Here is a 13405-nt window from a genome sequence, read left to right as displayed (position 1 = left end):
CTAGGGGGTTTAGATGGAAGAAAACGAGCAGACACTTATCATCCTTAAACCGGACTGCCTGATTGGAGGGTTTGTTGGAGAAGTCATCAGAAGATTTGAGAGACGAGGACTAAAGATTATCGCAATGAAAATGATGCGCCTTGAAGACTCTCTTTTGGATGAGCATTATGCGCACTTGAAAAACAAACCCTTTTTTTCAAGCATAAAGAAGTTCATGAAATCTGCACCCGTCATCGTTGCAGTTCTTGAGGGCAAGGAATGCGTGAGGGTGGTTAGAGAAATGTGCGGGCCGACAAACCCAAGAAACGCTGCACCCGGAACCATACGTGGCGATTTCTCGCTATCAATACAGTGCAATATAATCCACGCGTCTGATTCACCCAAAACTGCGGAAACGGAAATTAAAAAATTCTTCAGAAAGGACGAGCTACACAACTACTTAACGGCAAGGGAAATTGGCTTGGCTGACTATCTACAAGAAGAAAGCAAAAAATAAGAATCCAAAGAATTTTACCAATCAATCATTCTTCCAAAGATACGTTTTTCAAACGCAAAGTTGCAAATGAAGCAAGTTTCGTAGCAACAAAAAACAAACTCAGGCGAAAAGTTGGGTGAAAAGATGGCGGTTATCCTCGGAAAGACAATTTCAAAGAGCGGAATCGCAAGTGATTATCTAGATGCAATTCAATTTCAGCCTGGAGGCATCGATTTGAGCCTCAGGGACGTGTATAAATTTAAGGGCTCAGGTGTAATTGACTTTTGGAATAAAAACAGACGCCTTGCTCCAACAGAGAAAGTAGCTTTCTCAAAAAAGGAAAAGCTCAAACTGAATAAAGGATGTTACAAAATAGTATATAACGAATATATAAAAATTCCAACCGGTTGCATAGGCCTTGCATTTCCACGTTCAAGTCTTCTTAGATGCGGAGCATTTATTCATTGCGCGGTTTGGGATCCGGGTTATGAGGGAAGAAGCGAATCTCTTCTTGTAGTAGCAAATGAAAATGGGATTTGGCTTGAGAAAAATGCAAGATTGGTGCAACTGATCCTTCTAAAACTTGAGAAAAGCGCCGAACAAGGATACCAAGGAGTCTATATGAAAGAAAACAGAGCCAAAGGCAAAGGCGTTGGTGCAAAATGTTAAGACAACCAATCGTTTGCGTTCTTGGTCATGTTGACCATGGAAAAACAAGCTTACTCGACTCAATAAGAAGGACTTCCATCCAAAAAAAGGAAGCCGGAGCAATCACACAACATATTGGCGCAAGCGAGGTCTCAATAACCACAATAAAAGATATTTGCGGGCCTGCTTTAGAAAGGATGAATATAGAAATCAAAATCCCAGGTCTTCTATTTATAGACACTCCTGGCCATGAAGCATTCACCAACCTGAGGGAAAGAGGGGGAAGCATTGCGGATATTGCCATACTTGTTGTTGATATAAACGAAGGCGTGCAACCACAAACCATTGAAAGCATAAAAATACTCTCACAATACAAAACACCTTTTTTAGTTGCAGCAACCAAGGTGGATACATTAAATGGCTGGATACCTCGCGCTGGAAGATGTATCGCAGATAGTCTTCGAGAACAAACTGACCGAACAATCGCCCAACTAGATGAGAAGCTTTATAAAATAATCAGTCAGATATCTGAGTTTGGGATAAATTCCGAGCGCTTTGATAGAGTCACCGATTTTACAAAAACAGTCGTAATAGTGCCTATATCCTCAAAGACTGAGGAAGGAATCTTAGAGTTACTTCTCCTTCTTTCAGGGCTTTCACAGAAGTTCTTGGAGCGTGAGCTCTCTATTGGTAATGAAGAAAAGGGCGAAGGAAGCATCCTAGAAGTCGGAGAGGAACGTGGGTTGGGAACAACAATCGACGTTATTCTCTACAGAGGCATTTTACGCAAAAACGACACGATTCTATTTGGAACAACTCAAGGTTGCGCAAAGACAAGCGTGAGGGCAATAATCAAGCCAAAAAGCCAACACACAAACCAAGCCGAAAAATATGAATACCCAAATGAGGTTAGAGCAGCCTGTGGAATAAAAATATTTGCAAGTGGACTTGAAGACGCAATTCCTGGTTCTCCTCTTGTCGTTGCAAATACTCCAGAAGAGCAAGAAATTGCACAAGAGAGAATTTCATCCCAAGTGAAAAGGATACTTTTCGAGAATGACTCTGCCGGAATAGTAGTCAAAGCAGACACTCTTGGCTCCCTCGAGGCGCTCTTAAAAATAATCTCAAATGAAGGAATTGCCGTAAAAAAGGCAGGCGTTGGCAACATTACAAAAAAAGACGCAATGCTTGCAAAAGCATCAGCATTTTACGACCCACTTCTTGGTGTTGTTTTAGGTTTTGGGGTCAAGGACGAGAGCGACGGGTCCGGGGTTGAAATTATGTTGGACAATGTGATTTATTCTCTTGTTGAAAATTATAAAAAATGGGTTGAAAAAGTAAAACAAAAGGAGCGCCAAAGAATTCTCCAAGAGGCCATTTATCCTGCAAAGCTGAAAATACTTCCAGGATATATATTTAGAAAAAGTAGTCCAGCGATATTCGGTATCGAAGTACTCGGAGGAAAGCTTGTGAGGCGAGCAGTCCTTATGGATAGTGCAGGAAGACGGATTGGCGAAGTTGGGGGCATCGAAAAGGATAGACAAGACGTGAATTCTGCAGAGGCAGGAGAGCAAGTTGCAATATCTGTTGATGGAACTGAAGTTGGGAAGGAAATCAGAGAAGGCGATATTCTCTATACGCACCTCAATGACGAAGCCCAGAATAAGCTCTTGAAGGTGAAGGATATTCTACCTCGTTCGGATTCTGCCATCTTAAGTGAAATAATATCAATATTAAAAGGAAAATATCTCTAATGCTCTTTATGATTGCACGCCAAATGGAGAATCTGGAGTATGCAAGGATATGCTCTGAGCTCCATCATCTATGTGGCTGTCGCCTTGATAACATATACCAAACTGGTGACAAGACTTTCCGCCTTAGAATTGGTAAGGCAGATATTGTTTGCACCCTTGGCCTTCGCCTTCATGAGACAAAGTACATACCTAAAACGTCACCACAGCCGTCAAACTTAGTTATGCTTCTTCGTTCAAGGTTGCGAGGCCGTAAAGTGGAGTCCATACAACAAATCAGAAATGACCGAATAGTTGAATTTACAATTTCTGGAAAGGAAGGAAACTATCATTTAATTCTGGAAATGTTTGGACAAGGAAACCTTATACTAATTGATGAGAACCAAACTATAATAAGGGCGTTTGAGCAGAGAATATGGAACGAGCGCGAGCTTCTGCCTGGCAGAAAATACACCCTCCCACCGACAACTCACGTTTCTCCAAACCCAACACTTGAAGAACTAAAAATGGAAGTCGAAAAAAAATATGCAATCGCTAATTTTTCAAAGATACCTCTAGGAACTTTATATATACGAGAGGTCCTTGCTCGCTCGGGTATCGAAGAAAGAGAAGATGCATCCACCATTGATGAAAGCAGACTTATGAGGCTGTTGCAAAACATCAGTTTAATTAGAGCCGAAGACGATCCCGCAATATACCTCGATACACAAAACACACCTATCCAATTTTCTGCTGCAAAACTGTCTATCCTCGAGGGCAAGTTTGAAAGAAGAGAAACAGAAACGCTCTCCGAAGCAGCCGATGAATATTATATTGCAATCTTACAAGAGAAAGATAAAAAAGAAGAAGAACTTGAAGAACAAATAAAAAAGTTATCGCGGCGAATCGAAGTGCAAGAAGAAGAAGTGCGAAAGCTTGAGAAAGAAATAGCGAAAAATTCTGCATTCGCAAAAGCCATCTACGAAAATTTTGATTCTGCAGAGAAGAAGATAGAAGAGGCAAGGGCAAGAGGCGAGAAAAAAGCCTACCTCGAAATTTAAGTTTTATTGGTCAAACCCAACGCATCAGGGCACATCCTCAAGCCAAAGATAAGATGAAAGTACCTTTTCCGCTTTCTTGTTGTTGTCAGTTATCAAAGAGTAAATATGATGAGTTCTCCCTTTTGTAAGAAGCTGAACGTTTAGGATGTTTATCTTCTCTTTTTTCAAAAGACCGGCAGCCTTTGCCCATTCTCCCGGCTTGTTTTCAAGTCTAAGAACAATGTGCTCTGGAGATATCACATTATACCCATTTATAGTAAGTATCTTTCGGGCTTTTGTGTCATCCTTCAAGAAAATATGAATTATCCCCTTTCCACCTACTACTTCAACACTCACATTTTCCATGTTGATTTTTGACTTTCCAAGCAAATAGGATATGTCCGCAAGTACGCCCGGTCTGTCATCAACAACAATAACAATATGTTTCATCCCCCTCCCCAGAATTAGTTTCCCTAGATACAATTTTAATTTTTATGTTTAACAATTCTTGTATTTCTGAAACTTTTCGTCTCATTTTTTGGCAATAACGGAAAGATTGTACAAAATCACATGCGGCACTCCGGATATAAAAAACACATCATCATCAGTTATTAATCCTGCTTTTTTTGCGACTTCAACGCAACGGTGTCCTACAAGATTTGCAGATTGCGCCTCCTTTATTGCAAAAACTATCCTTTGAGTATCAGAGATTTTTTCTCCATCGTAAAATGAGCGGCACCGTTCCAAATCAAGAGAGATGTGGCCCTCAACAAATTTCTTACCAACCAGCTCAGAGTCGCAGACAGCAACAACCTTCTTTCCTCCTACAACATGAATTTTTAGCAGCATACCAAAAATTTCTCATGCAAATAAATAAATAGACATGCGCAAGAAGCGTTATCTATGCAGAAAGCAAACAAACCTATGCAAGAGGCAGAATTTTTTGATAGGCTAATGGAAGAAACCAAAATTTTGGAGCAGAAGGGTCGCTCTCTTGTTGCAGGGCAGCCATCACGCTATGTTATAAGAAAAGTAAACAGCACAGACCCCGAAGGACTCTTTAAAAAGACTGCAAAAGAAATAGAACGAATAGTGAAATAACTCTAAACAAACCTCACTCCACAAGCTGGACATGACAGCATATAATAGTCTGCCACATATCCGCATCTAGGACACGTATACCTTACACTTGTAATAGGTGGAGAAGGCGGTGCTTCAAAGCTATAACCACACTTCTTACATTTCTTTGCATCAAGTTCATTTGGCTCACCACATCGAGGACACTTTATTCTAAACATTGAAGATAGATGCACGCCACAGCGCGGACATCTTTCCAAACTTGAGTCTATCTTCTCCTTACAGTTTTGGCAGACGAGAGGTATCCCTTTCTTTTTTTGTCCAAGAAGAAGTTCAAGTATGCCCAACCATATCACGTTTAGCTTGTCTACTTTTTTACTTTTTTTTCTTCGAGTGCAGAGGCCTTTGTTCCTCTCTAACTTGCTCAACCCGTCCAGTAGCAATTTCGGGCGGCGTTGAAGCCTTCTCGCTACCCCCACCTACATTCGAAGATGCCAATTTCCTTTTTTTTACAAGATAAAGCAGAGCTACTATGAGAAAAGTGACTATGACAATAAACCCTCCGATAAAAAGAAGTATGGTCTGGGGGAACTCTGTCTTTTTTTGCTCCATCTCTGCCGAGCTACCGACTTCTTTAGGAGGCAAAGGTTCCGCTATCTCAGACTGTGGCTGTTCCCACCCCTCATCCTCATCTTCTGCAAAAACTAGATACGGCGTATCAAGATAAAAGAACCTATAGATGCCGTTTTCTAGTGCAACTACCCTTACTTCACCTTTATAGTCCGTAGTTCTTACTATCCTCTCATAAGACGGAGTCAGAATTTCTATTCGTGCACCTCCCAGTGGGGAGGAATTCGAAAACAGGGTGCCCGTAATCATTTCGCCCTTCTTGACTTTCTCGGGAAGCACAAACATTATCCCCTGAGGTGCCGTCAAGTACTGCCCTGCTGAAGGTTCGATGTCCACACTCTTTTTATCAAGGCTAAAGTCAAGTCTAAGTGACGTTTTTTCAGCAAGAGTCACTTCAATTTTCTTTTTGTAGTCCCCAAGATCAACCGAGATATTGTACTTGCCTGGCATTAGAGAAACAAAAGCATACTCTCCATCGTCCTGAAGCCTTGTTTTTGAAAAGATAACTCCGTCTTTATATAGAGCTATCTCTTTTCCCTTCAAGCTTGTAGGATGCATTACTTGCCCATACAGAAAGACCGCACTTTTCTGCATAAAAAGATCGAGATTTTTGTCTGACAAAAGCGAAACCGAATATACGTGGTCCGGGTAGCCATCTCTCTTAAAAAATATGAGATACTCCCCCTCATCAGCTGAGAGAGAGTACTGCCCAAAAGAGTCTGCTGTGGTTTTTGATATTAGATACTTACCGTTCCAAAGTTCAGCCGTTGTACCGGCAAGCGCAACTGGAGATGCTCCCATCCCTCCCTTTATTTTACCTGAAATAGTATAAGCAAACTGGAAGCTTACCAAAATAAGAAAAAAGACAAATGCGCTTGTCAAGAAGCGTTTCATATTTAGAAATTACCAAAAGAAAAGATTTAAACCCTTGTAATCTTTGTAACTATACTAAGTGGATTTAGACAATTACTGCATCTCCCTTCCTTATCTATATTTAGCTCAAGAACACTAAAGCCAAACCGTCTTATTGCTACTCTCCCACATCGTGGGCAGCATGTATTCTCCCCCTCATCTCCAGGTATGTTTCCTGTATATGCATATAAAAGTCCTTCTTCAATCGCTATCCTTCTTGCGTTTTGTAAGGTGCTAAGTGGGGTTGGAGGAATTGTCATCTTGTTTGCTGGGTAATAAGCTGTAAAATGAACGGGTATCCTTCGGTCTATCTGTTTTATCCACTGAGCCATCTGACGAAGTTCATCTGGCGAGTCGTTTAGAGTAGGAATCAGAAGGACAATCAGTTCAACATGTATCTTCTTGTGCAGTAATTTTATTGAGTCAAGGACGCCATCGAGGCTGGCGTTGCCGCAAACTTCCTTATAAAATTTGTCATTAAAGGCTTTTAGGTCCACTCGCGCCGCATCGACGTATTCCATCATCGAGATTGCCTCAGGGCTCATATAACCGTTTGTAACAAACACATTTGCAATTCCACGCTCGTGTGCAATTTTTGCGCAGTCAGAGGCGTATTCAAAAAATATTGTTGGTTCTGTGTACGTGTATGCGATGCTTTTTGAGCCATACTTCTCAGCCATTTTGACAATCTGTTCAGGGCTAATGTCGTTTCCAAAAATTTCTGTTGGCTGGGCAATGTCCCAATTTTGGCAATGAAGGCATCTAAAATTACAGCCAACGGCTGCAAATGAGAATGAGTACGTGCCCGGAAGAAAATGATAGAAGGGTTTCTTTTCTATCGGTTCGTTGTTGTATGCACAACATTTTCCATAATTTAGCGTGTAGAGTTTTCCACCATCATTTTTACGAACACGACAAAAACCAACACCGCCCGGGCCTATGGTACACCTTCTTCTACAGAGATTACAGCGGACGAGCCCTTTTTCCATCTGCTCATAGAGCATTGCTTCTTTCATAAAACAAAAGTAGTTTTTGTTGTATAAAAATTAATGCCTAAAATGCCGCACGCCGGTAAAAGCCATCGCTATCCCATAAGAATCACAAGCAGAAACTATCTCTTTGTCTTTTATTGAGCCACCGGGTTGGATGACTGCCTTTACCTCTTCCTTTGCAATTTCGTCTATAACGTCTGGAAAAGGAATGAATGCGTCGCTTGCCATTACTGACTTTGAAAGGTCAAACCCATCCCTGCGGGCCTTTTGGATTGCTATCTTACATGCATCTATCCTGCTCATCTGGCCTGCACCAACCCCTGTAAGTTGGGTATCGGTTGAAAAGACGATCGCATTTGATTTAGTATGCTTCACAAACTTTGTAGCAAATTTCATTGCCGCAAGTTCGTATTTGGTTGGTTTCCTTTTAGTCACGAAGCGAAGGGCAGATTCATCATAAATTATATTGTCGTATTCCTGATAAAGAATGCCTCCCCAGACATTTCTTGCTACAAGCCTTGGAGCAGGTTCGTAGAGAAGATTTGTTATATCTAAAATCCTTCTGTTATTTTTTTGTTTTAGAACAAGAAGTGCATCGTCATCATAGCCGGGAGCAAGGATAACATCTACGAATCGGTTACCTATCTCCTTTGCTGTTTCCAGGTCAACAGGCCTTGAAAATGCAACTACCGAACCAAAAGCGCTTCCTGGGTCAGACTGAAACGCCTTTTTGTAAGATTCAACAAGAGTTTTTCCAATTGCGCCGCCGCAGGGATTGGTATGTTTTATTATTATTGTTGCGATATCGTCTTTAAATTCGCGAATGAGTCCAAGAGCCGCATCAGCATCAAGAAAGTTGTTAAATGACATTGTCTTGCCAGCATATATCTTTGCGTCGAATATAGAAATCTCTCCCCATCTTGTATATGCTGTTGCTTTCTGATGTGGGTTTTCACCATAGCGGAGGTTGTATGAGCGCTCGTACCTCATCTTTAAAAATTGAGGAAAGTCCTCTTTTTTTTGCGAAAAGAATTTTGCTATATTCCAGTCATATCTTGCTGTTCGCGTGAACGCCTTTGCCATAAGCCTTCTACGTGTTTCAAAAGAGACTGTGCATTGCTTCTCCTTCATTTCCGTAATAACTGCCTCATAGTCGTCAGGATCCACGACTACTACCACATGTTCAAAATTCTTTGCTGCTGAACGTATCAGTGTTGGACCTCCAATATCTATACTCTCAATTATCTCTGCTTCTGTTGAACTTTCCCGGCCAGCTATCTCTACAAAAGGATATAGGTTTACAACTACCATATCTATTGGAGAAAATGAGAACTTCTTTATCTCTTCTTCATCTTGCTTGTTCCCACGCCTAAAAAGTATTGCTGCATGAATTTTGGGGTGGAGTGTTTTTATCCGCCCACCAAGCATTTCAGGAAAGCCAGTAAATGATGAAACTTCCTTTACCGGAACCCCTAATTCGCGTATTTTTTTTGCAGTTTTGCCAGTTGAAATTATCTCTACTCCAAGGGCGTTGAGTTCTCCTGATAGATAAGCCAGGTTTCGCTTGTCATAGACGGAAATGAGAGCGCGCTTTATCGTTTGCACGTTTATTATATTGTTATCGCATCAATTTTTAAATAAGCCGGCTGGAGCACGCATTGTTGCATTTAGGGGTGTTAGTATAATTGAACTATTTTCTTAACTTCGTCAGATGTGAATTTATTTTTTAAAAGAATTAATGCAGCAGAGAACTTTGCTCTTCCAGCTCCTTTTGCCATCGTACTCATAAATTGTTAGCCAGGCCTCCACATTTCCATTATCTAATAATACCTCCACATATCTGCTAGAAAGGTTCGATATCCTCAAAGCATCTTTTTCTTTCTTTTCTATAATCCTTTCTATACTTTCTATAATTCTTCATAATCTCATTTTTATCATAGTTAATCTAGGAATACTCTCATCTTTGTTTACTTTTTCCATAGAGTCAATCAATTTTAATAAAATAGGCAGAGGATGAGGATAACCATTTTTGATGGAATCTAAACCTTTTAACGTGGTGGTGAATTAACAATACCATCGACGAAGTTATCTTTATTATCTTTTATAATTTTCATATTGGAATATGCAAAACCCCCGCAGAGGAAAGAACCTCAATTAGCCTTAACCACAAAAAGCGATTAAGTTTGATTAGATTAAGCAATAAAACAGATACTTAATTTTTTTATTTAAATTAGCGCCTGAAATTCAACAATGCATAATGCGTCCGGAGTATTATTTATTTTTATTTGTTGCGTCTAAAACTAGACATTAGGCCAAGGTAACTCAGCCTGGTTAGAGTGCCAGACTCATAAATGACAGAGGATAGTGAGTAATGAGCCGTTTTTGGCGATGAGCTATAATGGCAATTTTCTAATCAGTGAAATCTGGAAGTCGCGAGTTCAAATCTCGCCCTTGGCATTTTTATTTTTTGTAACGGCTACAGGCATCCGCCTGCTTTTGTCTGCTGTATATAAAATCAGATGCCAAGTGGCGGCACACAAACTTTACATTATGTCTCTAGTCATAAAAATCAAAATCGCCAGCTGAAATATTAGGCTTAAGGCTAATATATTAAGCTTAAGGCTCATATATTGAGTTATTATAAATTATAAATAAAGCTCCAACGCGAATCAAAAAGCAAGTTACAGGAAGCCGCAGGCCAGAAAGCGAGTTCTTTCTTTTTTGCGATAAATTTATAAAGAAGAAGTAACATAATTCACCGCCAGTTTTTTTCTATTTTTTAAACAAAAACTGATGGAAATCCGGGCATCTTTTCCGGATTTGACTTGCGCTTCAAGATGCAAAAAAAGGCAAAGCAAACGCTTGAACCCTTGCCAGATCCTTTGGGTTTGGACAAATGCGAATTAAATTCGCAACTCCAGTTGATCCTGCTGGCGGGCACTGCTATCAGAGTTCGACTAAGCCATGCAAGTCTGCCCTCAAACCTTTGAGGACGGCGTACGGCTCAGTAACACGTAGTCAATCTGCCCCTGCGATGCGGATATCCTCGGGAAACTGAGGGTAAACCGCAATAGGCCATCTATGCTGGAATGCTTGATGGCTCAAAGGCGCGTGAATTGGAGCGCGTCCGCGCAGGGATGAGACTGCGGCTGATTAGGTAGTTGGTGAGGTAACGGCTCACCAAGCCGATAATCAGTAGGGGCGATGGGAGTCGGAGCCCCGAGAAGAGCACTGAGACAAGGGCTCTAGTCCTACGGGATGCAGCAGGCGCGAAACCTCTGCAATGCGCGAAAGCGTGACAGGGGAACTCTGAGTGGCGGAGAACTTAGTTCTTCGTCTTTTGACAAGCCTAAAAAGCTTGTAGAATAAGTGCTGGGTAAGACCAGTGCCAGCCGCCGCGGTAATACCGGCAGCACAAGTGGTGCCCACGAATATTGGGTCTAAAGAGTTCGTAGCTGGCCTGTTAAGTTCACTGTGAAATCTTGGCGCCTAACGTCAAGAAGTGCAGTGAATACTGACAGGCTTGAGAGTGGGGGAGGTGCGAAGTACTTACGGGGTAGGGGTAAAATCCAATAATCCTGTAAGGACTCACAGTGGCGTAGGCGTCGCACCAAAACACGTCTGACAGTGAGGAACGAAGGCTAGGAGAACAAATCGGATTAGATACCCGAGTAGCCCTAGCAGTAAATGATGCAGACTATGGTGTTGCGTCAGCTTAGAGCTGGCGCAGTGCTGTAGCGTAGGTCTTAAGTCTGCCACCTGGGGAGTACGATCGCAAGATTTAAACTTAAAGGAATTGGCGGGGGAGCACCACAAGGGGTGGAAGCTGCGGTTCAATTGGATACAACGCCGGGAATATTACCAGGAAAGACGGCAGAATGACGGCCAGACTGAAGATCTTGCCCGACAAGCCGAGAGGTACTGCATGGCCATCGTCAGCTCGTGGTATGAACTGTCCAGTTAAGTCTGGAAACGAGCGAGACCCTCGTGCACTGTTGCTAGTTTGTCCTATTGGACAGACGCACTCTGTGCAGACTGCCTGCGTTAAGTAGGAGGAAGGAGAGGGCGACGATAGGTCAGTATGGTCTGAATTTCCTTGGGCTACACGTGGCTTACAATGGCCAAGACAATGGGCAGCAACTCCGAAAGGAGAAGCAAATCCCACAAACTTGGCCTAAGTTCGGATTGGGGGCTGGAACTCGCCCCCATGAAGCTGGAATCCCTAGTAATCGCTTGTCACCATCGAGCGGTGAATACGTCCCCGCTCCTTGCACACACCGCCCGTCAAGTCACCCAAACGGAGTCTTGGTGAGGACGTGTTGCTTTGGCATGTTCGAGCCAATTCGCCGCGAGGGGGGCTAAGTCGTAACAAGGTATCCGTAGGGGAACCTGCGGATAGATCACCTCCAATAATTAAAAATTGGAAAAAGAAAGAAGGGGACAAAAAGCGTCTTTTGCCTTTTTGCAATATCTTGAAGCGCCAGAATTTTTAGCAAGTTAAGTTACATGTTCGTTTGCGTAATTTTCAGTTTTCGAATTCATTTAAAAGAACTTCAAGCAAAAGCTTGGATTATGAAGTTCTCGCTTACTCCAGCACTATCCTACCTTATAGGGCTTTGGAAAGCAAGACGAACAGCAGAGGGCATAGGTATTAGTGGCAATCGTGAGATTTGCGAAATCTTCGCAAGTCAGGCCATAAAACTCGGTATTGCACAGCCGAATAAAATCCAGGTCAAAGGAAAAAAAGTATTTTTTTATCATTCGGCATATAGAGCTTTTTTTGATTCGATTCTCGAAGAGAGGCTAAAGAGATTTATGCACAAAAACGAGTTTAGTGCAAACTACCTTGCAGGGTTATTCGATGGTTGCGGAGGTTTCAAAAATAGCATAGCTATCTTTTTTAGCAAAGCCGATTTAGAGGATGAGATGATTCTACTAAGACTTGGGTTTAAGGTAAAGCGAACCGGAAAACACCTTGTTGTTCTCGACACCAAAAACTTCTTTGAGTTTGTAAAGGGGCATCTAAAATTCTTTGGGCATCCTCATTCTCGACCTCCTACTTAAAAAGAAAAAACTTGAAGAGAATTTTGTGACAAACCTTTATTAATAAGAATGTCCATAATAGCAAGACAAAATTGAATACGGGGTGAAAAAAAGATGAACGGCGGGTGTTTTGGCATCCGACAAAAACGGTGGTATGTTCTCCCAGAGAAAGGGTGGTGGGGCCACCTGGGTTATGAGAAAGAATAGCGTCGCAACTACAAACAAATCTAATTCTAAAAAGAATTCCACTTTTGAGATTAATAAAGTTGAACAAGAAGTTTTGAAAAACGGTTTTAGATCTTCTTCTGGGCGGAGAGGAAGACCGTCCATATTTAGTTCTGAGAAGATGCGCGAGCTAGTTAGAGTTGCATACTCGGATTACTACACAATTCGGGAGCTTGCAACTATTTTTGGGGTTTCACGAACTTCAATTTCTCGAGCTCTTGAAAAAGCCGAACAGCTTGGCATTGCATCAGAAATCCTACTCCCCCATCTACGTATCTGAAAAAAAGAGCCAAAGGCTTGAAAATCCTGCTTTTGGCTCTAACCTGATATGTCCTAAACCAAATAATAAACGAGGTGTTGAAATATGAATATGTCGAAAAAAGTAGAAGAAAAAGAGCAAACAACAAATAAACAAGTCCTTGGTCCATATAGACAGGTCAGCGTTGGCCTTGCCATTGGCCTTAATGGAAGCTTCTTCAAGAGAATAACTCCGAAACTCTCTCGTTTAGGAGAAGCAAACACGCAAACAGATAAGCAACAAAAGAAGGAAAACCAACAGGAGCCCCAAACCACAGACGGGCGTCTTCCTTTTGGGACTTTACCGCCGCTTCAACGTCCTCAGTTGGAGATGAG

14 protein-coding genes, 1 tRNA gene and 1 rRNA gene are annotated in these 13405 nt (G+C 41.8%); 10 read left to right on the top strand and 6 right to left on the bottom strand.

Annotation, left to right across the window (positions count from 1 at the left end):
- Nucleotides 1-13: 13 nt before the first annotated feature.
- The 4 genes from ndk to QXF67_02725 all read left to right on the top strand — a co-directional run bounded on the left by ndk (nucleotide 14) and on the right by QXF67_02725 (nucleotide 3914).
- The gene (gene ndk, locus QXF67_02740) at nucleotides 14-496 is read left to right on the top strand and encodes a nucleoside-diphosphate kinase (protein MEM3060428.1); all 483 of its coding nucleotides are present in this window, start codon (nucleotides 14-16) and stop codon (nucleotides 494-496) included.
- 123 nt (nucleotides 497-619) lie between these two features.
- Nucleotides 620-1144: a deoxyuridine 5'-triphosphate nucleotidohydrolase gene (locus QXF67_02735; GenBank protein ID MEM3060427.1), complete on the top strand. Its 525-nt coding sequence runs from the start codon at nucleotides 620-622 to the stop codon at nucleotides 1142-1144.
- The gene (gene infB, locus QXF67_02730) at nucleotides 1138-2877 is read left to right on the top strand and encodes a translation initiation factor IF-2 (GenBank protein ID MEM3060426.1); all 1740 of its coding nucleotides are present in this window, start codon (nucleotides 1138-1140) and stop codon (nucleotides 2875-2877) included. The genes QXF67_02735 and infB overlap by 7 nt, the downstream gene beginning before the upstream one ends.
- A gap of 8 nt (nucleotides 2878-2885) precedes the next feature.
- On the top strand, nucleotides 2886-3914 hold the full coding sequence (locus QXF67_02725) for an NFACT family protein (protein MEM3060425.1): 1029 nt from the start codon (nucleotides 2886-2888) through the stop codon (nucleotides 3912-3914).
- Between the two features lie 24 nt (nucleotides 3915-3938).
- On the opposite strand, the gene QXF67_02720 is transcribed toward QXF67_02725, so the two are convergent.
- Both QXF67_02720 and QXF67_02715 read right to left on the bottom strand, forming a co-directional pair.
- Entirely contained in the window at nucleotides 3939-4343 is a 405-nt protein-coding gene (locus tag QXF67_02720; GenBank protein MEM3060424.1) for an ACT domain-containing protein, read from the bottom strand.
- Nucleotides 4344-4424: 81 nt separating this feature from the next.
- Entirely contained in the window at nucleotides 4425-4742 is a 318-nt protein-coding gene (locus QXF67_02715; GenBank protein ID MEM3060423.1) for a DUF424 family protein, read from the bottom strand.
- 54 nt (nucleotides 4743-4796) lie between these two features.
- On the opposite strand from QXF67_02715, the gene QXF67_02710 reads away from it, so the two are divergent.
- Nucleotides 4797-4994, top strand: a complete 198-nt coding sequence (locus tag QXF67_02710) for a hypothetical protein (GenBank protein MEM3060422.1) — start codon at nucleotides 4797-4799, stop codon at nucleotides 4992-4994.
- Between the two features lie 2 nt (nucleotides 4995-4996).
- Here QXF67_02710 and QXF67_02705 read toward each other — a convergent pair whose 3' ends face one another.
- From QXF67_02705 to purH, 4 genes are read right to left on the bottom strand one after another with little or no spacing between them, the layout of a single operon-like run.
- On the bottom strand, nucleotides 4997-5317 hold the full coding sequence (locus tag QXF67_02705; protein MEM3060421.1) for a zinc ribbon domain-containing protein: 321 nt from the start codon (nucleotides 5315-5317) through the stop codon (nucleotides 4997-4999).
- 28 nt (nucleotides 5318-5345) lie between these two features.
- On the bottom strand, nucleotides 5346-6494 hold the full coding sequence (locus QXF67_02700; GenBank protein ID MEM3060420.1) for a hypothetical protein: 1149 nt from the start codon (nucleotides 6492-6494) through the stop codon (nucleotides 5346-5348).
- Between the two features lie 26 nt (nucleotides 6495-6520).
- On the bottom strand, nucleotides 6521-7528 hold the full coding sequence (gene amrS, locus QXF67_02695; protein ID MEM3060419.1) for an AmmeMemoRadiSam system radical SAM enzyme: 1008 nt from the start codon (nucleotides 7526-7528) through the stop codon (nucleotides 6521-6523).
- Between the two features lie 30 nt (nucleotides 7529-7558).
- The gene (purH, locus tag QXF67_02690) at nucleotides 7559-9109 is read right to left on the bottom strand and encodes a bifunctional phosphoribosylaminoimidazolecarboxamide formyltransferase/IMP cyclohydrolase (protein MEM3060418.1); all 1551 of its coding nucleotides are present in this window, start codon (nucleotides 9107-9109) and stop codon (nucleotides 7559-7561) included.
- A 706-nt stretch (nucleotides 9110-9815) separates the two neighbouring features.
- On the opposite strand from purH, the gene QXF67_02685 reads away from it, so the two are divergent.
- The 5 genes from QXF67_02685 to QXF67_02665 form a co-directional block, all read left to right on the top strand.
- A tRNA-Met gene (locus QXF67_02685) sits at nucleotides 9816-9961 on the top strand.
- A gap of 457 nt (nucleotides 9962-10418) precedes the next feature.
- Nucleotides 10419-11913: ribosomal RNA gene (locus QXF67_02680) — 16S ribosomal RNA — on the top strand.
- Nucleotides 11914-12076: 163 nt separating this feature from the next.
- Nucleotides 12077-12568, top strand: a complete 492-nt coding sequence (locus QXF67_02675) for a hypothetical protein (GenBank protein ID MEM3060417.1) — start codon at nucleotides 12077-12079, stop codon at nucleotides 12566-12568.
- Between the two features lie 172 nt (nucleotides 12569-12740).
- A complete protein-coding gene (locus tag QXF67_02670; protein MEM3060416.1) occupies nucleotides 12741-13052 on the top strand; it encodes a hypothetical protein in 312 nt (103 codons plus the stop codon).
- Between the two features lie 84 nt (nucleotides 13053-13136).
- Nucleotides 13137-13405 (top strand): hypothetical protein (locus tag QXF67_02665; protein ID MEM3060415.1); only part of this gene is annotated, 269 nt, incomplete at its 3' end.

It is taken from the genome of Candidatus Anstonellales archaeon (assembly GCA_038869735.1).
In the GTDB taxonomy this organism is placed as follows: Archaea; Micrarchaeota; Micrarchaeia; order Anstonellales; family CG1-02-47-40; genus JAWCQO01.
The sequence above is the reverse complement of the archived record's forward strand: the minus strand, read 5'-3'. Positions and strand labels throughout refer to the sequence as shown.